At 68.9% G+C, this 21,150-nt stretch carries 16 protein-coding genes; all 16 read left to right on the top strand.

What is annotated here, in order from left to right; all coding sequences use genetic code 11:
• Positions 1 to 86 precede the first annotated feature (86 nt).
• The 16 genes from M446_RS18520 to M446_RS18445 all read left to right on the top strand — a co-directional run bounded on the left by M446_RS18520 (position 87) and on the right by M446_RS18445 (position 20,818).
• Positions 87 to 2,618 (top strand): GcvT family protein, encoded by a 2,532-nt coding sequence (locus M446_RS18520; protein ID WP_012333637.1) that lies wholly within the window; start codon positions 87 to 89, stop codon positions 2,616 to 2,618.
• On the top strand, positions 2,615 to 3,466 hold the full coding sequence (locus tag M446_RS18515) for an ABC transporter permease (protein ID WP_012333636.1): 852 nt from the start codon (positions 2,615 to 2,617) through the stop codon (positions 3,464 to 3,466). The genes M446_RS18520 and M446_RS18515 overlap by 4 nt, the downstream gene beginning before the upstream one ends.
• Entirely contained in the window at positions 3,463 to 4,248 is a 786-nt protein-coding gene (locus M446_RS18510; RefSeq protein ID WP_012333635.1) for an ABC transporter permease, read from the top strand. The genes M446_RS18515 and M446_RS18510 overlap by 4 nt, the downstream gene beginning before the upstream one ends.
• A gap of 5 nt (positions 4,249 to 4,253) precedes the next feature.
• Complete coding sequence (locus tag M446_RS18505) at positions 4,254 to 5,333, top strand: ABC transporter ATP-binding protein (RefSeq protein ID WP_012333634.1); 1,080 nt, start codon at positions 4,254 to 4,256, stop codon at positions 5,331 to 5,333.
• 15 nt (positions 5,334 to 5,348) lie between these two features.
• Positions 5,349 to 6,395, top strand: a complete 1,047-nt coding sequence (locus tag M446_RS18500; protein WP_012333633.1) for an ABC transporter substrate-binding protein — start codon at positions 5,349 to 5,351, stop codon at positions 6,393 to 6,395.
• Between the two features lie 56 nt (positions 6,396 to 6,451).
• On the top strand, positions 6,452 to 8,407 hold the full coding sequence (locus tag M446_RS18495) for an FAD-dependent oxidoreductase (protein ID WP_012333632.1): 1,956 nt from the start codon (positions 6,452 to 6,454) through the stop codon (positions 8,405 to 8,407).
• A gap of 239 nt (positions 8,408 to 8,646) precedes the next feature.
• Positions 8,647 to 9,567 carry a LysR family transcriptional regulator gene (locus M446_RS18490; RefSeq protein WP_012333631.1) on the top strand — a complete coding sequence of 307 codons (921 nt, stop codon included), beginning with the start codon at positions 8,647 to 8,649 and terminating at the stop codon, positions 9,565 to 9,567.
• Between the two features lie 120 nt (positions 9,568 to 9,687).
• Positions 9,688 to 11,181 (top strand): aldehyde dehydrogenase, encoded by a 1,494-nt coding sequence (locus tag M446_RS18485; protein ID WP_012333630.1) that lies wholly within the window; start codon positions 9,688 to 9,690, stop codon positions 11,179 to 11,181.
• 116 nt (positions 11,182 to 11,297) lie between these two features.
• Positions 11,298 to 12,374: an ABC transporter substrate-binding protein gene (locus M446_RS18480; protein WP_012333629.1), complete on the top strand. Its 1,077-nt coding sequence runs from the start codon at positions 11,298 to 11,300 to the stop codon at positions 12,372 to 12,374.
• 89 nt (positions 12,375 to 12,463) lie between these two features.
• On the top strand, positions 12,464 to 13,297 hold the full coding sequence (locus M446_RS18475; protein ID WP_012333628.1) for an ABC transporter permease: 834 nt from the start codon (positions 12,464 to 12,466) through the stop codon (positions 13,295 to 13,297).
• A gap of 10 nt (positions 13,298 to 13,307) precedes the next feature.
• Positions 13,308 to 14,120, top strand: a complete 813-nt coding sequence (locus tag M446_RS18470) for an ABC transporter permease (protein WP_012333627.1) — start codon at positions 13,308 to 13,310, stop codon at positions 14,118 to 14,120.
• Entirely contained in the window at positions 14,117 to 15,769 is a 1,653-nt protein-coding gene (locus tag M446_RS18465; RefSeq protein ID WP_012333626.1) for an AMP-binding protein, read from the top strand. Before M446_RS18470 ends, M446_RS18465 begins: the two co-directional genes overlap by 4 nt.
• A gap of 12 nt (positions 15,770 to 15,781) precedes the next feature.
• Positions 15,782 to 17,374 carry a phytoene desaturase family protein gene (locus M446_RS18460; protein ID WP_012333625.1) on the top strand — a complete coding sequence of 531 codons (1,593 nt, stop codon included), beginning with the start codon at positions 15,782 to 15,784 and terminating at the stop codon, positions 17,372 to 17,374.
• A gap of 35 nt (positions 17,375 to 17,409) precedes the next feature.
• A complete protein-coding gene (locus M446_RS18455; protein ID WP_012333624.1) occupies positions 17,410 to 18,483 on the top strand; it encodes an ABC transporter ATP-binding protein in 1,074 nt (357 codons plus the stop codon).
• Positions 18,484 to 18,490: 7 nt separating this feature from the next.
• Positions 18,491 to 19,342, top strand: coding sequence for an amidohydrolase family protein (locus M446_RS18450; RefSeq protein ID WP_012333623.1), 852 nt, complete (start codon positions 18,491 to 18,493; stop codon positions 19,340 to 19,342).
• A gap of 375 nt (positions 19,343 to 19,717) precedes the next feature.
• Positions 19,718 to 20,818: an IS110 family transposase gene (locus M446_RS18445; RefSeq protein ID WP_012333622.1), complete on the top strand. Its 1,101-nt coding sequence runs from the start codon at positions 19,718 to 19,720 to the stop codon at positions 20,816 to 20,818.
• Positions 20,819 to 21,150: the final 332 nt, after the last annotated feature.

The raw sequence follows: 21,150 nt of genomic DNA, 5'->3' as shown, positions 1-21,150 counted from the left end.
GCGTCGGCCGTGCGATCGACCTCGAACACGACGAGCCGGCCGCCGAAGCGAGGCCGGCCCTGCGCAGACTGACGAAAGGCAAGCGAGTGGCTTCTCTTCCCGAACGCGCGCAGGTGGTGATCGTCGGCGGCGGCATCGTCGGATGCAGCGTCGCCTACCATCTGACCCTGCGGGGCTGCACCGACGTCGTGCTGCTCGAACGCAAGCAGCTCACCTCCGGCACCACGTGGCACGCGGCCGGCCTCGTCGGACAGCTTCGGGCCACCCACAACCTCACCCGGCTGGCGCAGTACACGACCGAACTCTACGCCACGCTCGAAGCCCAGACCGGACAGGCCACCGGCTTTCTCCAGATCGGCTCGCTCGGCCTCGCCACGAACGCCGAGCGCATGGAGGAGCTCCGGCGCGGCGCCGCCATGGCCCGCTGCTTCGGGCTGGAGGTCAACGTGCTCACTTCCGACGAGGCGCGGGCGCTCTGGCCGCTCATGGCGGCCGACGACCTCGTCGGCGCCGTCCACCTGCCGCGGGACGGGCAGACGAACCCGATCGACACCACGCAGGCCCTTGCAAAGGGCGCCCGGATGCGCGGCGCGCGGATCTTCGAGAACCTGGCCGTGGACGAGATCGTGGTGGAGGGCGGCCGCGCGGTGGGCGTGCGGACGGCTTTGGGCGACATCCGCGCCGAGGCCGTCGTGAACTGCGCGGGCATGTGGGCGCACGACCTCGGGGCCCGCGCCGGCGCGACGGTGCCGCTGCACGCCGCCGAGCACTTCTACGTCGTGACCGAGCCCATGCCCGGCCTGCCGCCCCACCTGCCGGTCCTGCGCGATGCCGACAACTGCACCTACATCAAAGAGGACGCCGGCAAGCTCCTCGTCGGATGGTTCGAGCCGGTCGCCAAGCCCTGGGGCATGGACGGGATCCCGGAGAGCTTCGCGTTCGATTCGCTTCCCGACGACCTGGAGCACATCGAGCCCCTGCTCGAGGCGGCGGTCCGGCGCGTCCCGGCCCTCGGCGAGGCCGGCATCCAGCTGTTCTTCAACGGCCCGGAGAGCTTCACGCCGGACGACCGCTACCTCCTCGGCGAGACGGCCGAGGTCCGGGGCCTCTTCGTGGCGGCCGGCTTCAATTCGATCGGCATCCAGTCGGCGGGGGGAGCCGGCAAGGTCCTGTCGGATTGGATCATCGACGGCCACCCGCCGATGGACCTGTGGGACGTGGACATCCGGCGCACCCTGCCGTTCCAGCGCAACCGCCGCTACCTGCGGGACCGGACCGTCGAGTCGCTCGGCCTCCTCTACGACATGCACTGGCCCTTCCGGCAGCCGACGACGGCGCGCGGCGTGCGCCGCTCGACCCTCCACGACCGCCTCGCGGAAAGGGGGGCCTGCTTCGGCGAGGCGGCGGGATGGGAGCGTCCCAACTGGTTCGCGCCGGAGGGCGAGGCGGCGCAGTACCGCTACACCTTCGGGCGCCAGAACTGGTTCCCGCACTCCGCCGCGGAGCATCGCGCGACGCGCGAGGCGGTCGGCCTCTTCGACCTGTCCTCCTTCGCCAAATTCGTGCTCGACGGCGCCGATGCCGAGGCGGCGCTCAACCGGATCTGCGCCAATGACATCGCGATCCCGGTCGGCCAAGTCGTCTACACCCCGTGGCTGAACGAGCGCGGCGGCATCGAGGCGGACGTCACGGTGACCCGGGAGAGCGAGACCCGCTTCCTGATCGTGACGGCGGCGGCGACGCAGGCGCGGGATTTCGCGTGGCTGACGCGGAACATACCGGCGGAGGCGCGGGCCACGGCCCTCGACGTCACCTCCGCGCAGGCCGTTCTTGGGATCATGGGCCCGCGCTCGCGCGAGCTCCTCTCACTGCTGACGGATGCCGATCTCTCCAACGCGGCCTTTCCGTTCGGGACGTCGCGGGTCGTTGACCTCGCCTATGCACGCGTCCGGGCGAGCCGGATTACCTATGTCGGGGAACTGGGCTGGGAGCTCTTCATCCCGACCGAGTTCGCCCAGGGCGTGTTCGACGCCCTCATGGCAGCCGGCCGGGATCTCGGCCTGCGCCTCGCCGGTTACCACGCCCTCAACTCCCTGCGGATGGAGAAGGGGTATCGCCACTGGGGGCACGACATCACCGACGAGGACACCCCCCTCGAGAGCGGCCTCTCCTTCGCGGTGGCGTGGGACAAGAACGGCGGCTTCATCGGCCGCGAGGCACTCCTGCGCCGGCGCGATCACGTCCCCTCTCGCCGCCTCGTCGGCATCGCCCTCGAGAGCCCGGACCACCTGCTCTACCACAACGAGCCGATTCTCCGGGACGGCCGGATCATCGGCCGTGTCACCTCGGGCATGTTCGGGCATACGGTGGGCAGGGCGCTCGGCCTCGGCTACGTCGCGACCAACGGCCAAGCCCTCACGGCCGACGCCCTCGCAGCCCATCGCATCGAAGTCGACGTGGCGGGTGAGCGCGTACCGGCCCGCCTGAGCCTAGAGCCATTCTACGATCCCGAGGACCGGCGGATCCAGGATCTGCCAGCCGAGACGGAACTCGGCCGGGGACCTGCCATCACGCCATCGATGCCGCTGCCTCGGCAACTGCGATCCGAAACGCCATGAGGTCCGCTCCGCATTCCCTGCGCGCACGCTTGGTGACGGCGGCCCTGCTGCTGCCGTTCGTGCTCTTCGTCGCCCTGGCCTTCGCGCTGCCGATGCTGAGGCTGATCGAACTCTCGCTCTCCTCGCCGGAAGGCGCCTTCGCGTCCTACATCGAGATCGCGAGCAGCTCCGTCTACCGGGCGGTGTTCGCCAACACGGTGGTGCTGGCGCTGTCGGTGGCGGCCCTGACGACGCTCCTCGCCTATCCGACCGCCTACATGGTCTCGGAACTGAGGGGCTGGAAGCGGAGCCTCGCCCTCTGGTGCGTGCTGTTCCCGCTCTGGATCAGCGTCCTCGTCCGGACCTTCTCGTGGATCCTGCTCCTAGAGCGGAACGGACCGGTCAACCGGCTCCTGCTCGCCTCCGGCCTCGTCGACACGCCGGTGAGCCTGCTGTTCAACTCGGCCGGCGTGCATATCGGCATGGTCCAGGTGCTCCTGCCCTATGCGCTGCTGCCGATCCTGACGTCGATGCGGACCTTCGACGGGCGGCTCCTGCTCGCCAGCGACGCGCTCGGCGCCCGCCCGATCACGACCTTCTGGCGCGTCTACCTGCCCCTGACGCTTCCGGGCGTGATGGCGGGCTTCACGCTCGTCTTCCTGCTCGGCCTCGGCTTCTACATCACGCCCGCGATCCTCGGGGGGCCGGGCAACATGACCATCGCGATGCTGATCGACCAGTTCGTCACCGAGCGGCTGGTCTGGCCGCTCGCGGCGGCGGCCTCGGTCTGGCTCCTGGCCGTGATCGTGCTGCTGATGGCCGTGGCGAGCCGGTTCGTCGGCCTCGTCAACGTGGTGGCCGCCCGATGAGCGCGGCCCGCATCCTGGTCTACGCCGTCGGCTCGGCGACCCTGGCCTTCCTCGTCTCGCCGCTCGCCGCGGTCGTGCCGGCTTCGTTCAGCCGCGCGTCGTTCATCCAGATCCCGCCCGCGATCTGGTCGACCCGCTGGTACGAGGCGTTCTGGTCCGATCCGGAATGGTTCAGCTCGTTCGAGACCAGCATCCGGGTCGCCGTGCTCGCGAGCGCGCTCTCCCTGGGGATCGGGACGCTCGCGGCGCTCGGCCTGCAGCAGGTCTCGCCCAGGCCGCGCGCCGCCATCATGGCGGTCGTGCTCTCGCCGCTGATCGTGCCGGTCATCATGATCAGCATCGCGCTGTACGCCGTGGCGCGCCCGCTCGGGCTGCACGGCACGGTCCTCGGGCTCGCGCTGGGCCACACGCTGCTCGCCCTGCCCTTCGTGGTCATCAATGTCGGCCTGGCACTCTCTGCCCTCGATCCGAACTACGCCCGGGCGGCCGAATGCCTCGGTGCCGCGCCCTGGCGCGTGTTCCGCACCGTCACGCTGCCGCTAATCGCCCCGGGCCTCGCCGGTGCCGCCGCTTTCGCCTTTATCACCTCCTTCGACGAGGTCGTGCTGTCGATCTTCCTCTCCGGGATCGAAGCCAAGACCCTGCCGGTGAAGATGTGGGAGGTCATCCGGGTCGAGTTCACGCCGGTCTCGGCCGTCGCCGCGACGATCCTCATCGCCATCACGGTGGTGCTGTTCGCCGCCGTCCAGGCGATCCGCGGCCGCAGCGAGACGGAAGGGTGAACGCCATGCACACCAAGGCGGGACGCCCGGTCGCGTTCGCGGGCATCGCGAAGCGCTACGGCAGCTTCGAGGCGTTGTCCGCCATCGACATCGCCCTCGAACCCGGCGAGTTCCTGGCACTGCTCGGGCCGAGCGGATCGGGTAAGACGACACTTCTCAACATCGCGGCCGGCTTCGTCGCCCCGAGCGCCGGCCGGGTCGTTATCGCCGGCCAGGACGTGACGCCGCTGCCGCCGCGCAAGCGGAATATCGGCATGATGTTCCAGAGCTACGCCCTGTTCCCGCACCTGAGCGTGTTCGAGAACGTCGCCTACGGGCTGCGGGTCCGCAACCGGCCGCGGGCCGAGGTCGCGGAGCGCGTCGAGGCGGCGCTCGCCATGGTGCAGCTCGACGGACTGGGCCAGCGGCGGATCCGCGGGCTCTCGGGCGGCCAGCAGCAGCGCGTCGCCCTGGCTCGGGCGGTCGTGACCGAGCCGGACGTGCTGCTGATGGACGAGCCGCTCGGCGCGCTCGATCGGCAGTTGCGCAAGCATGTGCAGCTCGAGATCCGCCGCCTCCATCGCGCCCTCGGCTGCACCACGGTCTTCGTGACCCACGACCAGGAGGAGGCGCTGATGATGGCCGACCGCGTCGGTGTCATGCGGGCCGGCCGCCTCGAACAGGTCGGCAGCCCACGGGACCTCTACGCCCGCCCAGCCAATGCCTTCGTGGCGGCCTTCCTCGGCGAATCGAACCTGCTGCGCGGGCGGGTGACGCGGTGCGAGGGCGGCGCGGCCGCGATCGACCTGCCGGCCCTGCGCACTACGCTGCGCGGGCGCGCGGCCCGGCCGTTCCGGGTCGGCGAGGAGGCGGCGGCGCTGCTGCGGCCCGAGACCCTGTCTTTCGCACCCCACGGCGGTTTCAGGGGCCGGGTCGAGGAGACGATCTTCCTCGGCGAGATCTTCGCCGCCCGGGTGGAACTGGCACCCGGGCAGTCCGTCTGGGTGCGCACCTTCTCCTCGGGCGATCAGCCCGCGGAAGGGGCGCAGACGACACTCGCGTGCGATCCGGCCGCGATCCTGATCCTTCCCGCTGACCCCACCTGACACGAGAGGCCGACCATGCTCAACAGACGCATCCTCCTCCAGGGGCTGACCGGTGCCGCCTTCGCCGGAGGCGTGGCGCCGGCCGCCGCACAGGGGCGGCCCTTCACCTTCTGCTCCTTCGGCGGCGCCATCGGCACCGTGTTCAAGACCGCCTTCATGGATCCGGCCGCACGGAAGTTCGGCATCCGCATCGCCAACACCTCTCCCACCAATTACGCCAAGCTCAAGGCGATGGTCGAGGCCAAGGCCGTCGAGTGGGATCTGGTCGATACCGGCGGCCAATTCATCTTCCAGGGCCGCGACCAGGGCCTGCTGGAGAAACTCGACTACTCGATCATCGACGCGTCCCGGCTCGATCGCGCCTGGGTCACCGACTATGGCATCTACGTCCTGGTCGGGGCGACCGTGATGGCCTACAACACGAAGCAGATGCCGGCCGGCGCCACTCCGAACACCTGGAAGGATTTCTGGGATGTGAAGAGCTTCCCGGGTCCTCGGACGCTCTACACACGATTCTATTACAATTACGAGGCGGCCCTGCTGGCCGCGGGGGTGCCGCGCGGCGAGGTCTACCCGGCGACCGAGGACAAGATCAAGCTCGCCTTAGAGAAGCTGCGCGAGATCAAGCCGCACGTGAAGGTCTGGTGGACGACGGGCGCGCAGCCGGCCCAGCTCGTCTCGACCGGCGAGGTGGCAATGGCGCTGGTCTGGAGCGGACGGGTGCTCGACGTCATCAAGGAGGGCGCGCCGGTCGCCTTCACGTACGAGGACTCGATCGCCTGGGGCGAGGCGTTCGTGGTGCCCAAGGGCGCCCCGAACGCCGAGACGGCGATGAGGGTCATCAACTACGCGATCTCCGAGGAGGCCCAGGAGGCCCTCCTGCCGCTCGGCGTCTACGGGCCCGTGCTGAAGAGCGCGGCCGCCAAGGCGACCCCGGACCAAGCCAAGGCCTACGTCAGCTATCCGGCCAACCTCGCGCAGGCCTGCATCTTCAACGACGAGGAAGTGGCGCGCTACGCGACCCGGTACGAACAGGAGTGGCAGAAGTTCCTGCTGTCCTGAGGCGCCTCGACATCGACGGACTCTGCAAAGGCCAGGATACGGAGGAGCGAGAGAACATGTCACGCCGGCTCGAACACCTGTTCTCACCGCTGCGGATCCGCGACGTCGAGATCCGCAACCGGATCCTCTCGACGGGGCATCAGACCTTCCTCGCCCGGGATGGCGTGCCCGGCGAGGACTTGGTCGCCTACCACGAGGCCCGGGCGCGGGGGGGCGCCGGCCTCATCATCGTCGAGTCGGCCCGCTTTCACGCCTCGGCCCTGAGCGACGCGCCCGAACTGAACGTCAGCGACGACCGCTGCATCCCGGGCTACCGGGCGCTCGCCGAGGCGGTCCACCGTCACGGCGGCAGGGTGTTCGGGCAGCTCTCCCACGCCGGGCGCCTGACGCGGCGGATCCGGGGCGGCGTGCGCGAGGTCGCGTTCGCGCCCTCCGCGGTGCCCGACAACCGCTTCCAGACCATGCCACGGGAGATGCCGACGGCGATGGTCGAGGAGGTGGTCGAGGCCTGCGGGGCGGCGGCGGGCCGCTTCGCCGAGGCCGGCCTGGACGGGGTCGAGATCGTGGCCAGCCACGGGCTGCTCTTCGCCCAGTTCCTGAACCCGCGGACCAACCTGCGCACCGACCGATACGGCGGGACGCCCGAGAACCGGCTCCGCTTCCTGGCCGAGTGCCTCTCGGCCGTCCGCAAGGCGGTGGGCGGCCGCGTTGTCGGCATGCGGATCTCGGTCGAGGAGGTGGAGCTCGACGGCCTCGACGCGGCCGAGGTGCTGGCCGCCTGCAAGGCGCTGGCGGCGCTGGGGATCCTCGACTACGTCAACACCACGACGGGATCGATGGCGGGGCCCGGCGGCTCGGTCCACGTCGTGCCGCCGATGGGGATCGCACCGGCCTATGTGGCGCCGCAGGCCGGGACCCTGCGCGCGCAGGTCGGCCTGCCGGTCTTCGTCGCCGGCCGGATCAACCAGCCGCAGGTCGCCGAGGAGGTCCTGCGGGCAGGCCTCGCCGACATGTGCGGCATGACCCGCGCGATGATCTCCGACCCAGACCTGGGCAACAAGGCCGCGGCGGGCCGCTTCGACGACATCCGGGCCTGCATCGCCTGCAATCAGGCCTGCATCGGCCATTTTCACGCCGGCTACTCCATCTCGTGTATCCAGAACCCGGTCACGGGCCGCGAGGCGCGGCTGCCCGCGATGCCCCGGTCGGGGCGCAAGCGCGTCCTCGTGGCGGGCGGCGGCCCCGGGGGCATGAAGGCCGCCGCCACCGCGGCCGCGCGCGGACACGACGTCGTCCTGTGCGAGGCGGGACGTCGGCTCGGCGGCCAGGCGCTGCTCGCGCAGCTGCTTCCCGACCGCGCCGAGTTCGGCGGCCTGATCACCAACTTGGAGCGCGAGATCGCGCAGGCCGGCATCGAGATCCGCCTCGACACCCGAGTCGACCGCGCCCTCGTGGAGGAGCTGCGGCCCGACGAGGTGGTGGTGGCCACCGGCGCCCTCCCGTACGAACCCGCGATCGAGGGCCGGGAGGACGCCCACGTCGTCGGCGCCTGGGCGGTGCTGAACGGCGGCGCCAATCTCGGGACCCGGGTCCTGGTCGCGGATTGGCGCGCCGACTGGGTCGGGATGGGCGTGGCCGAGAAGCTGGTGCGCGACGGGCATCAGGTGACGCTGGCGGTCAATGCGCCCCATGCCGGTTACAATCTGCAGATCTACCTGCGCAACTACTGGATCTCCAAGCTGCACAAGCTCGGTGTCCAGATCGTCACGGATGCGCGCATCTACGGCGCCGACGGAACGACCGCCTACCTGGTCCACAATGCGTCGAACGAGGCGATCGTCCGGGACGACGTCGACACGATCGTGCTGGCCACCGGCCACGCCTCCGCGACCGATCTGGAGCGGGAGCTCGACGGCCTGCCGGTGCCGGTTCATCCCATCGGGGATTGCCTCTCGCCCCGCAGCGCGGAGGAAGCCATCCTGGAAGGGTTCGTGGTCGCGCGTGGCCTCTGATCGGCCGCCGGTGCGACGGCTCGGGCATGCGCCGGACTACGACGGCGACGCCCTCCGCAGCGATCGTTCAGCATGACGGTGGCAAGGTGCTGCGTCGCTCCGGCGGCCGCCGGAAGGGAGAGTCCGATGCCCTCGAGCCCGCTCGACCTCCCGCGCGCCGGGCTCCTGCGACCCGCGGATAGCGGGATGCAGGGGCTCGACACGGGGGAGCGGGGCCGCGCGCACGCCGCCGTGTCCCCGTGATCAACATCCGCCACCTCCTCGTCGTGAACCTCGTGATGGAACTCGGCTCCGTGAGCGCGGCAGCCCGGCGGCTGCGCATCTCCCAGCCCTCCATCACCAAGACCGTCCGGATGGCGGAGCAGGAACTCGGCATCAGCCTCTTCCTGCGGGTCGGAGGGCGCCTCCAGCCGACGCCGGAAGCCCGGCTCCTCCTGCCCGAGGTCAGGCGCCTGTCCGGCTTCGTCGAGACCCTGAAGGAGCTCGCCGACCAGATCCGCGACGGGAGGACGGGCCGGATCCGGATCGTCTGCAACTCCACGGTCGCGAACTCGGTCGTGCCCGAGGCCGTGGCCCGCTTCCGGGCGCTGTGGCCCGGCGTCACCGTCGACGTCATGGCCTACGCCACGAAGGAGGTGGTCGAGCGCGTCGCCCGCAACGAGGCCGATCTCGGCATCGCTGACACGCCCGTGCGGGACCCCGAACTGCGGGTGGAGGAGCTCTGCGAAGCCCAGATGGTCTGCGTGATGCGCGCCGACCATCCCCTGGCCGGGCACGCCGAGGTGAGGGTGTCGGACCTGCTCGCCGAGCCCGTGATCGCCTTCTCCGAGGACACTGTGCTCGGCCGCGCCATCCGCGAGGCGCTGAACGAGCGCAACCCCCGCTACCAGGTCGCCAGCACGATCAACCAGTCCACCGTGGCCTGCGCGCTGGTCGGACAGGGGGTCGGGGTGGCGCTGATCGACCCGTTCCCGGTCGCGGCCGGCGCCTTCGGCGGCCTGATCACCCGGCCCTTCGTTCCCCACATCCTGGTCCGGCCGGCCGTCCTGCGCCGCTTCGACCGTCCGCCCTCCCAGCCCGCCCTGGCGTTCGAGCAGGAGCTTCGCGCGGTCATCGCCCTGTTCGCCGCCTCGGACCCGAACATTCGGGCGCGGGCCTGAGCCCTCGCCCGTCCGTTCCGGTAACCATAGCTTTTGCGCACGAACTCGCTGCGGATTTTGTATTGGGAGCTATAGGCGCGGCCCTATAGCGTCGGCTGACCAACGAAGTCGCGGGCTCTCATGACGGATCAAACCCTAGGCAGCTGGAGCGAGCGGGCACGGGCCCTCTCTATCCGCAACGACGCGTTCGTCGAGGGCCGCTTCGTACCTGCGGCATCGGGCCGGACGTTCGACTGCGTCTTCCCGGGCACCGGACGGCGGGTGAGCCAGGTGGCGGCCTGCGAAGCGGACGACGTCGATCGCGCGGTCCGCTCGGCCCGGCGCGCCTTCGAGGCGGGATCCTGGTCGCGGATGGCGCCGGCCGATCGCAAGCGCGTCATGCTGCGCTTCGCGGACCTCCTCCTGGCGAACCGCGACGAACTCGCGCTGCTGGAGACCCTGAACGTCGGCAAGCCCATCACGAGCGCGCTGTCCGGAGACATCCCGAGCGCGGCGAACTGCATCGCGTTCTACGGCGAGGCGATCGACAAGATCTACGGCGAGGTCGCCCCCGCGCCCGCCGACTTCACCACCCTGGTGACGCGCGAGCCCCTCGGGGTGGTCGCGGCCGTGGTGCCGTGGAACTACCCCCTGTCGATGACGGCCTGGAAGCTCGGCCCCGCCCTGGCCGCCGGGAACTCGGTCGTCGTGAAGCCGGCCGAGCAGTCGCCGTTCACGGCGCTGCGGATCGCCGAACTCGCGATGGAGGCCGGACTCCCGCCGGGGGTGCTCAACGTCGTGCCGGGCCTGGGCGAGACGGCCGGCCGAGCGCTCGGCCTCCACATGGACGTCGACTGCGTTACCTTCACCGGATCGACGGAGGTCGGGAAGCTCTTCCTGCAATATGCGGGACGATCGAACGCGAAGCGGGTGAGCCTCGAACTCGGCGGCAAGTCGCCCCAGATCGTCATGGCGGATTGCGCGGATCTCGACGCCGCCGCGCAGGCGGTCGCCGCCGGGATCTTCACCAATGCCGGGCAGGTCTGCAACGCGGGCTCGCGGCTGATCGTCCAGGAGAGCGTCCGCGAGGAACTGCTCGAGAAGGTGGTGGCCCGCGCCCGCGCGCTCAAGCCCGGCGACCCGCTCGATCCCGAGACCCGGCTGGGGCCGCTGGTCAGCGAGCCCCAGATGGAGCGCGTGCTCGGCTACATCCGGAAGGGCCAGGAGGCAGGCGCGGCGGTCGTCGCCGGCGGCGGGCGCACCCTGCTCGACACCGGCGGCTACTTCGTCGAGCCGACCGTGTTCGACCGCGTCGAGAACCGCATGGCGATCGCCCAGGAGGAGATCTTCGGGCCGGTCCTCTCCACGATCTCCGTGTCCGGCTTCGACGAGGCGATCGCCGTCGCGAACGACACGATCTACGGCCTCGCCGCTTCGATCTGGACGACTGACCTGACCAAGGCGCACCGGGCGGCCCGCGCGATCCGGTCCGGCGTCGTCTACGTGAACTGCTTCGACAAAGGGTCGATGTCCGTGCCCTTCGGCGGCTTCAAACAGTCCGGCTTCGGACGCGACAAGTCCTTGCACGCCATCGACAAGTACATGGACCTGAAGGCGGTCTGGTTCGCGACCTGAGCCTTCAGCCTCCTGCGACGGACCGGAGCCCGGCCCCTCGCAGGATGCTGCGGAACGAGGCGCACAGCAGCACCAGGCACTACGAACGAAGCCAGCTCTAGCGATGGAGAGCCGACATGTCGAAGCCGAGCGCACCCGGACTTGGTGTCGCGAGTGGAACGCGGCCGACGCGCCGCTCTCTCCTCGCCGGAGCCGCCGGATTCCTGGCGGCCCCGGCCGTCCTCACCGGCAGAGCGCGCGCGGACACGACCCTGACGGTGACCTGCTGGGGCGGCGACTACCGGGCGGGCATCGACAGGATCTTCGCGCAGCCCTTCACGAAGGAAACCGGGATCGCCGTCCGTCTCGTTGACAATGCCGACCTCGCTCGCATGAAGGCGCAGGTCCAGACCGGCCGCGTCGAATGGGACGTTTTCGACAGTGTCGGACCGCAGATCACGGCCGGCGCGAAGGAGGGCCTCTGGGAGGAGGTCGACGGCAAGATCGTGGACCGCTCGGACCTCACCGCTCCCGGCGGGCCGAGCTATGTCGGGACCTACCTGTTCGCGGGCGGGATCGCGTACGATCCCAAGCGGTTTCCCGAAGGCAAGTATCCCGTCACCTTCAAGGATTTCTGGAACGTCGACGGCTTTCCGGGCCGCCGCGGCCTGCGCACCAGGGTGAGCGAGAACCTTGAGATCGCGCTGCTCGCCGACGGCGTCGCCCCGAAGGACCTCTATCCGCTGGACGTCGAGAGAGCCTTTCGGTTGCTCGATCAGATCAAGCCTGCCGTGAAGAAGTGGATCGAGACCACGCCACAATCGCTGTCTCTCGTCACCACGAACGAAATCGACTTCTCCTACACCTACATGTCGCGCGTGCGGCCGGCGCAGCTGGCCGGGAGCTCCGTCTCCCTGTCGACGCAGCAGACGCTCAACTCCCTCGAATATCTGGCCGTCGCCAAAGGCTCCCGCAACCGGGAGGCCGCGTTCCGCTACATCGCGTTCTGCCTGAGGCCCGACCGCCAAGCGGCCTTCGGCGAAATGCTGTTCTTCAGCCCAAATTCGCGCAAGGGATTCGAGGCCTCCACCCCGGCCGCCCGCCAGTACATGCCCGACATGGCGAGCCCGAAGAACGCGATCCTCAACGACGATTGGTGGGCGGACCGCTACACGCCGCTTCAGAAGCGCTTCACGGAGTGGCTCCTGGTCTGACGGAATCCCCGGACTTAATGACGCGACGCCTGCGCGAGGGCCGCGGTCAGCGACCGAGCGGTCATGGTCGGATATCAACGGAGAGGGATGTGAGCCACGCCATCGACACGCGGGCCGCCGTGCTGCTGCTCGCCCCGCTCGTCCTCGTGATGCTGGCGTTCTTTCTGTTCCCGACGCTGACCATCGCCTGGACGAGCGTCGGGGGAGCCGCGCTCGACCCGACAGCCTACCGCGAGATGGCCACGAGCACCCTCATCCGGCGGGTGCTCTCGGCCACGTTCGAGATCAGCCTGGAGGCCACGGCGGCGAGCCTCGTCCTCGGCTACGCCATGGCGATATACTTGATGCGGCAACCGCCGCGCCGCCGCGCCCTCCTGATGATCCTGGTGATGCTGCCGTTCTGGACCAGCATCCTGGTGAAGAGCTTCGCCTTCACGATCGTCCTCGGCGATGCCGGGCTCGTCAATACGGCACTCCGCTGGATCTCGGGCGGGGCGGTCTCGGTCTCGATGCTGTTCAACCGCGTCGGCGTGCTGCTCGGGATGATGAACTTCCTGCTGCCGTTCATGGTCCTGCCGATCTTCGCGAACCTCCTCGCGCAGGATCCGGCCCTGCGCCGCGCGGCGGAGACAATGGGGGCGGGGCCGGTGCGCATCTTCTGGCGCATCACGCTCCCGCTCAGCCTGCCGGGCGTGCTGTCGGGCGTGATCATGTCGTTCGCCCTGTCCGTGGGGTCCTACATCACGCCGGCCCTGCTCGGCGGGCGCACCGACATGATGATGGCCAACCTCATCGACTTCTACACGCGCCAGACCCTCGACTGGCCAATGGCGTCCGCGGTCGCGATGGTGCTGCTCGCCATCACGGGCGCGATGGTGCTGCTCCTCACGCGCGTTCGCCGTGGCGACGCCGCGATCCTGTGAGCCGCGCGCCGTGAACCGCGCTCTCGTCGATCGACCGACCCGCGCATGGCGCCTCGCCGGGGGCTTGGCGGCCTGGGCCGGGTTCCTGTTCCTGCTCATGCCGACGCTGATCATCGTCCCGATCTCGCTCGGCGGGGCGCGCGAGCTCAGCTTCCCGCCGCGGGAGCTCTCGTTCGGCCTCTACCGGGAGTTCTTCACGGACCCGTCCTGGTGGGGCGCGACACTCCAGAGCCTGAAGATCGGCATTCTCACGATGGTGACGAGCCTCGTCCTGGCGGTGCCGGCCTCCTACGCGCTCGTGCGCGGGGCCTTTCGCGGGCGCCGGGCTCTCAACCTTTTCCTGGTCAGCCCGATCCTCGTACCGGTCGTCGTTCTCGGGCTCGGCTTCTACCTCCAGTTCGCTGGGCTCGGCATCGGCGGCACCGACCTGAGCCTCGTTCTGGCTCACACGGTCCTGGTTTCACCATTCGTGATCGTGTCCGTCTCGGCCGGCCTGCGGCAGATCGATCCCGCGCTTGAGACCGCCGCGACGATCATGGGCGCGGGCCGCGCGCGGGTGTTCTTGAAGATCGTGCTGCCTCAGATCCGCGGCTCCCTCGCCGTCGGTGCCCTGTTCGCGTTCCTCCTGTCCTTCGACGAGGTCGTGGCTTCGTATTTCGTCAGCGGTCCAGCCACGATGACCCTTCCGGTGAAGATGTACAGCGCTCTGCGCTGGGAAATTTCACCCGTGATCGCGGCCGTCTCCGCGATCCTCACCGCGATCTCGCTGGCCTTCAGCCTCGCGATGCTTCGCCTGCAAACCGATACGACCGGACACTCATGACCAAGCGCGCCGACATCCTGAACCAGCCCGTGCCGTCGGTCACCGAGCGCCGGCGGACGATCGAGGCGGAGCCGCTTCCCGCGAACATTGCGGTCCTTCTGGAGGAGGCCGCGGACGCGGCGCGCGACCGCCTGGCCTGGAACTTCTTCGAGAGCGGAGAGCAGGCGACCTACGGCGAGGTGCGCGAGCGCGTCGGCGCGCTCGCGCGCGGGCTCCTCGCGCGTGGCGTCCGCAAGGGCGTGCACGTCGGCGTGATGCTGCCGAACATCGCGGCCTTTCCGCTCTCCTGGCTTGCTATCGGCACGATCGGGGCCGTGATGGTGCCGATCAACGTCACCTATCGCGAGCGGGAACTCGCCTACGTGCTGAACGACAGCGAGGCCGAGTTCCTGATCCTGCACGAGACGGCTCGCGACGTGTACGAGCGCGCGCGGGCGGGCGGCAGCATCGCCCTGCCGGCCGAGCGGGTGCTCCTCGTCGATGGAGCCGCGGGCCCCTACACCGCCTTCCGCGATGCGTTCGAACCCGGCTCCGAGCCCTTCACGGCGCCCGAGCCGGTCGGCCACGCGGACCTGCTCAACATCCAGTACACGTCGGGAACAACCGGATTTCCCAAGGGCTGCCTCCTCACCCAGGAATACTGGATCATCGCCGGCAAGGTGAACGCGCGCCGCGACGGGCGTGCCTACGAGCGCATCCTCGCCTCGACCCCGTTCTTCTACATGGACCCGCAGTGGCTCCTTCTGATGACCCTCTATCAGCGGGGGACGCTGTTCGTCGCGGAGCGCCAGAGCGCGACCCGCTTCATGGGGTGGGTGCGCGAGCACGCGATCAACTTCTGCCTGCTGCCGCTGCTCGTCTTCAAGCAGCCGCCTCATCCCGACGACCGCCGGAACGCGGTCGTACGCGCCAACATGTACGGCGTACCGCGCGATCTGCATGCCGCGGTCGAGGAGCGGTTCGATCTCTTCGCCCGCGAGGCCTTCGGCATGACCGAGCTCGGTCCGACCATGTTCATGCCCATCGAGGCGGTCGACAAGGTGGGGTCCGGCTCGTGCGGCGTGCCCGGCCCGTTCCGGGAGTGCCGCGTCGTCGATGAGCAGGGCGACACCGTTCCGGCGGGCGCATTCGGCGAACTCGTCGTGCGCGGTCGGGGGATCTTCAAGGGTTACTACAACCGGCCGGAGGCAACGGCCGATGCCTTCTTCGGCGAGTGGTTCCGGACGGGCGACGTGTTCCAGCGCGACCGGGACGGCTACTTCTCCATTCTCGGCCGGACCAAGGACATGATCCGGCGATCGAGCGAGAATATCGCGGCCCGGGAAGTCGAAGCGGTGCTGCAGGGCGCCAGAGAGGTCGTGGAGGCCGCGGTCGTGCCGGTGCCGGACGAGGTCCGCGGCGAGGAGATCAAGGCCTACCTCGTCCTGGAACCGGGGTCGGCGGGCGACGAGGCCGCCCTGGCCTCCATCATCGCGCATTGCCGTGCCAACCTCGCGCCGTTCAAGGTCCCGCGCTTCTACGAGTTCCGGCCGGACCTGCCCAAGACGGCCTCGAACAAGATCGCCAAGCACCGGCTCACCGCGGAGCTGCCCGACCTCAGGCTCGGCAGCTACGACAGGGTCGCGGGTGCGTGGCTCAAGGCGTCGTAGAGGGGGCATCCGATGGCGGACAACTATGACGCGGTGATCGTCGGAGCCGGCCATAACGGCCTCGTCTGCGGGGCCTACCTCGCCCGGGCCGGCCTGAGCACGCTCGTCCTGGAGCGCCGCCCGATGATCGGCGGCGCCTGCGTGACGGAGGAGGTCTGGCCCGGCTACCGGGTTTCGACCGCGTCCTACGTCATGGCGCTGATGCAGCCGAAGGTGATCCTCGACCTCGAACTCGCCCGGTTCGGCTTCGAGGCGCTGAAGCCGCCGCCGATGTTCCAGCCCTTCCCGGACGGCCGCTCGCTCATCTTCTTCGACGAAGAGGCCCGCACCTGCGCCGAGATTGCGAAATTCTCGGCCAAGGATGCCGCCGCGTATCCCGAGTACCGCCAGCACCTGCAGGCGCTCGCGCCGTTCATGCGCCGCATCATCTGGGAGACGCCGGTCGACATCACCGCCATGGGTCCCAGGGACCTGATCAAGACGGCCAAGTTTCTTTGGCGTTACCACGACATTGGGGCCGACTTCTACAAGCTCTACGATCTCCTGACGTTGAGCGCCTACGAGTACCTCGGCCGCTGGTTCGAGAACGACGCGATCAAGGCGGCGCTGGGGTTCTACGCGGCGGGCGGCGGCGGCAGCGCCGGGCCCCGCACGCCGGGGACCGCCTACGTCCTCCTGCGGCCGCTCGTGCGTGACCACGAGACCGCGGCGGGCGGCTGGGGCTTCATCCGCGGCGGGATGGGCACGATCAGCGACGCCATTGCTGCGTCCGGGCGGCGTCACGGGCTCGAGATCCGGACCGACGCCGAGGTCGCCGCCATCACGGTCAGGGACGGCGCCGCCACGGGCGTGACCCTGGCGTCCGGTGAGGAGATCCGGGCCAAGCGCGTGATCGCGAATGCCAGCGCGAAGACGACCTTCCTGAAGCTCGTCGACGGCCGCGAACTCTCGAACGAGTTCAAGGGGACGATCCGTGCCTTCCGATCCAAAGGCTCGGTCTACAAAGTGCACCTTGCACTCGACGACCTGCCGCGCTTCACGGCCTTCGATCCGCAGGCGGCCGGCTTCGCTTACCCGGCCCAGGTGCGGATCGGCCCGAGCATCGACTACCTCGAACAGTCCTTCGACCCGGTCAAGTACGGGTCCTATGCGCGCCGCCCCTTCGTGGTCGCCATGACGCCGAGCGTGGTCGATCCGACGCTCGCCCCGCCGGGGCGCCACCTAATGAGCGTGATGGCGGGCCACGCCGCCTACGATCTGCGGGGCGGCTGGACGGAGGACGCGAGGCAGGACCTGATCACGGTCGTGACCGACACCCTGTCGGACTACGCGCCCGGCAACCGGGACAGGATCGTTCACACCCACGTCTACTCGCCCGCCGATCTCGAGCGGGTTTTCGACCTCCCGGGCGGGCACGTCCACCACGGAGAGATCAGCGCCGACCAGATCTTCTTCCGCCGCCCCGCCCCGGGCTACGCGGATTATCGGTCGCCGATCCGCGGTCTGCACCTGTGCGGTGCGTCCGCCCATCCGGGCGGGGGAGTCACCGGCGTGCCGGGCCACAACGCTGCCCGGGACATCCTCAAGGACCTCCGCCGGCATTGAGCCGCCCCCGCGACACCAGCCCAGGAAGCCGTCCCGTGTCGAAGATCAGCCTGGAGGCGCTCAGCAAGCGGTATGGCGAATTTCGCGCCCTCACAGATTTCAGCCTCGAGGTCGCGAGCGGCGAGTTCGTCAGCCTGCTCGGGCCGAGCGGCTCCGGCAAGACGACCCTTCTGAACCTCATCGCCGGTATGACGCGGCCGTCGAGCGGCCGGATCCTGATCGACGGCCTGGACGTGACGCACGTGCCGCCGAGCAAGCGCAAGCTCGGGATGGTGTTCCAGAACTACGCGCTCATGCCCCACATGACCGTGTTCGAGAACATCGCCTTCCCGCTTGAGGTCAGGGGCGTCGGCAAGGCGGAGATCCGGCGGCGGGTCGGCGAAGTGCTCGACCTCATCCGGATGCCGCACGTCGCCGAAAGACGGCCGAAGGAACTCTCGGGTGGGCAGCAGCAACGCATCTCGCTTGCCCGCTGCATCGTCTACAAGCCGGCCCTCATCCTCATGGACGAGCCGCTCGGCGCACTCGACAAGAAACTGCGGCAGGAGATGCAGATCGAGATCAGCCGGCTTCACCGCGAATCCGGCATCACCATGCTGTACGTGACGCACGATCAGGAGGAGGCACTCACGATGTCCGATCGGATCGTTCTCATGAAGGACGGGCGGGCGGCGCAGTGCGGCACGGCCGACGAGCTCTACTTCGAGCCGAACTCCCCCTACGTTGCCGACTTCATCGGCGAGTCCAACCTGATGCCGGGACGCATCGTGTCTCAGCAGGGATCGGATCTCACGCTAAGCCTGGGCGACGTGAGGATGACCGCACCGCGTCCGTCCTTTCCGGTCGAAGTCGGTGAAGAGATCACGCTCCTCGTCCGGCCCGAGTTGGCGGCCCTCGCCACCGCACCGTCGCCGACCCATCCGCTCGCGGGGGCCTTGGAGGCGTCTCTCGTCGTCGGAGCCAACGTCCGACACGTCGTGCGGCTCGCGACCGGGGCGCGGTTCCTCGTCCAGGAATTCAACCACCGCCACCGCGAGAAGCTGGAGATTGGCGTCGGCGTCTTCGTCGGATGGCGCGAGCAGGACGCGCGCGTCCTGCCCCCGGCGTGAGGATCACATGATCATCGATTTTTCGAGCCGGCCGCCGCTGCCGGAATTCAGCCGGCAGGCGGGTCATCTCGCGAACTACCGGCGGGTCTACCAAGCGAGCGAAGCGAAAGTGTCGAAGGAGACCGGGCCGGAGGCGCTGAAGGCCTACCTCGCGGCCTACGATGCCGTCGATGCGCGTCATGTCGTGGTCAAGGCGCGCGACCTTGAGACGACCTTCGGCTTCAAAATCGCAAACGAGGATGTTGCGGCCTTCTGCACGGCGCAGGGCGGCCGGTTCGTCGGCTTCGCGGGCGTGGACCCCCACAAGGGCATGGACGCGGTGCGCGAGCTGCGCCGTGCTGTCCGGGACCTTGGGCTGAGAGGCCTCAACATCCAGTGCTTCGAGCACAGGCTCGCGCCCAACGACAAGCGCCTCTACCCACTCTATAGTGCCTGCATCGACCTCGACATCCCGGTCAACATCCATACCGGGCTCAACTTCTCGACCGAGAGCCTGATCGAGTACGGGCGGCCTTCTCACCTCGACGAGGTGATGACTCACTTTCCCGAGCTCAGGGCCTGCGCCTCGCCGCCAGGCTGGCCGTGGGTGCAGGAGCTGATCGCGGTCGCGTGGCGACATCGGAACCTTCGCATCGGCGTTGTCGCGATCCGGCCGAAGCTGCTGACCACCTCCCAATCGGGCTACGAGCCCCTTCTGGCGTTCGGAAGCCGCAATCTTCAAGATCAGTTCTTGTTCGGCACCGGCCACCCAATGCTGCCCATCGAGCGGACCGTTGCGGAGCTCGACGCTCTCCCACTTACGAATATGGTGCGGCGCAAATGGGCTTACCAGAATGCCGCAGATTTCTTGCGTATCTGAAATAGCAATACCCACGACAAGAAGCTGATTTTTTGCCCCCTGATCTCGACTTTGGCCAATCACCACGGCCTGGCGGACCGTATCCTCCTACACGTCCGAGCATACCGAAGGAGTTTCGTGCGCTCACGCAGTCCACGGCACATCGTGGAAATTCCTGACAGGCGTATTACAAGCTCGCCTCGGATTACCGCTGCTCGTTACTGTAACCGGGCTGGATTGCTTCCGGCGCATCGGCGGAACGAAGTCGCTTGCTGGCCCTGCTCCTGACCACGTGCGTAACCCGAGGCCGCCGACCGCGGATTGGCCAAAGATACCATGCAGGAAGCTGGAGCTTGGATCATCCACCAACTTCCTGAAATCGGACCGGAGTTGGCCATGTCTGACCGCGAACAGATCCAGACGAACCTGCCTGACCTTGCTGTGTTCGTGACGCTGGAACTCAGCAAGTCGGCCAGGTTCCTGGCCGCGCAGGCCATCCCGAGTGGGAAGACCTCGGCACACCGGCTCAGCGGCGGAGATGTGGAGGGTCTGCTCGCTCTGCTGCGCCGCCTGCAAGCCCGCGAACAGCGCAGCTCTGGCCGGGAGTTGGCGGTCATCCTCGGCTACGAGGCTGGTTACGACGGCTTCTGGCTGCAGCGCCGCCTCGCGGCCGAGGCGATCACCTGCTTCGTCATAGATCCCGGCAGTCTCCAGGTGGACCGCCGTGCCCGACGGGCCAAGACCGACCGACTCGACGCGGCCATGCTGCTCCGAGCTCTCATGGCGTGGTGCCGCGGCGATTACGCCGCCTGCCGCATGGTTCAGGTGCCCTCGGTCGAACGCGAGGATGCCCGGCGCACCCATCGCGAGCGGCAGCGCCTGATCGCCGAGCGGGTTCAGCACGTCAGCCGGATCAAGGGCCTGCTCGCGACACAAGGCGTGTACACCTTCCAACCGCTGCGCCGGGATCGTTCGGAGCGGCTGGCAGAGGTCCGCACCGGCGATGGGCGCGAGCTGCCTCAGCGCCTGCGCGGTGAGGTCGAACGTGAGTTCCGGCGGCTGGAACTCGTGCTCGAGCAGATCGCGGCAGCCGAGGCTGAGCGGGACGCCGCCGCGGCCAATCCCGCGATCGAGGACGCCGACGCCGAGAAGGTGGTGCGTCTGGCCCGTCTCGGCGGCATCGGCACCGAGTTAGCCACGGTGCTGGTGCGCGAGGCGCTGTACGGGCCATTCGACAACTGCAAGCAGGTGGCCGCCTACGCTGGCCTCACGCCAAGCCCATACGCCAGTGGCGACCGTCAGCGTGACCAGGGCATCTCGGAGGCCGGCAACCCGCTGCTCCGCAAGTCGATGATCGAGTTGGCTTGGCTGTGGCTGCGCTATCAGCCGGGTAGCGGGCTGGCCCGCTGGTTCGTCGAGCGGGTCGGCACGGGACGCGGGCGCATCCGCAAGATCACGGCGGTCGCCCTGGCGCGCAAGCTGCTGTTCGCCCTATAGCGCTACCTCGCCACTGGGCTGGTTCCGAGGGCGCGCACCTGAAGGGAGCCTGAGGATCGAGGTTCGTCCGCCGGGCCGATAGACGGCACGTCGGGCGAGCGGGGCAGGTGTGTGACCGGAGCTCGACGGGGTTTGCTGCCGTCGCCAAAGATGGGTCCCGCCGCCTTCAGCCGGTGCGCCTCGCATGAGGCACCTTGGTCAGGAACGTCCTGTTCCGCCGGATACGAGTGGATCCGCGGGCCCAGCGCCCGCACAACATCCCGGCTCCCGCCCGTCCGAAACGGTCGTTGCCACCTTGCGGAAACGCCTCATAAGTGTCGAGCTCAGGTTTG

It is taken from the genome of Methylobacterium sp. 4-46, assembly GCF_000019365.1.
In the GTDB taxonomy this organism is placed as follows: Bacteria; Pseudomonadota; Alphaproteobacteria; order Rhizobiales; family Beijerinckiaceae; genus Methylobacterium.
Note: the sequence above shows the minus strand (reverse complement) of the source record. Positions and strands in the feature narration are given on the sequence as shown.

Bases quoted from the DNA above. Each gene is read 5' to 3' on its own strand.
- M446_RS18515 (WP_012333636.1), top strand. From the start codon at position 2,615: ATGAGGTCCGCTCCGCATTCCCTGCGCGCACGCTTGGTGACGGCGGCC.
- M446_RS18510 (WP_012333635.1), top strand. From the start codon at position 3,463: ATGAGCGCGGCCCGCATCCTGGTCTACGCCGTCGGCTCGGCGACCCTG.
- M446_RS18505 (WP_012333634.1), top strand. From the start codon at position 4,254: ATGCACACCAAGGCGGGACGCCCGGTCGCGTTCGCGGGCATCGCGAAG.
- M446_RS18500 (WP_012333633.1), top strand. From the start codon at position 5,349: ATGCTCAACAGACGCATCCTCCTCCAGGGGCTGACCGGTGCCGCCTTC.
- M446_RS18495 (WP_012333632.1), top strand. From the start codon at position 6,452: ATGTCACGCCGGCTCGAACACCTGTTCTCACCGCTGCGGATCCGCGAC.
- M446_RS18485 (WP_012333630.1), top strand. From the start codon at position 9,688: ATGACGGATCAAACCCTAGGCAGCTGGAGCGAGCGGGCACGGGCCCTC.
- M446_RS18480 (WP_012333629.1), top strand. From the start codon at position 11,298: ATGTCGAAGCCGAGCGCACCCGGACTTGGTGTCGCGAGTGGAACGCGG.
- M446_RS18465 (WP_012333626.1), top strand. From the start codon at position 14,117: ATGACCAAGCGCGCCGACATCCTGAACCAGCCCGTGCCGTCGGTCACC.
- M446_RS18460 (WP_012333625.1), top strand. From the start codon at position 15,782: ATGGCGGACAACTATGACGCGGTGATCGTCGGAGCCGGCCATAACGGC.
- M446_RS18450 (WP_012333623.1), top strand. From the start codon at position 18,491: ATGATCATCGATTTTTCGAGCCGGCCGCCGCTGCCGGAATTCAGCCGG.
- M446_RS18445 (WP_012333622.1), top strand. From the start codon at position 19,718: ATGTCTGACCGCGAACAGATCCAGACGAACCTGCCTGACCTTGCTGTG.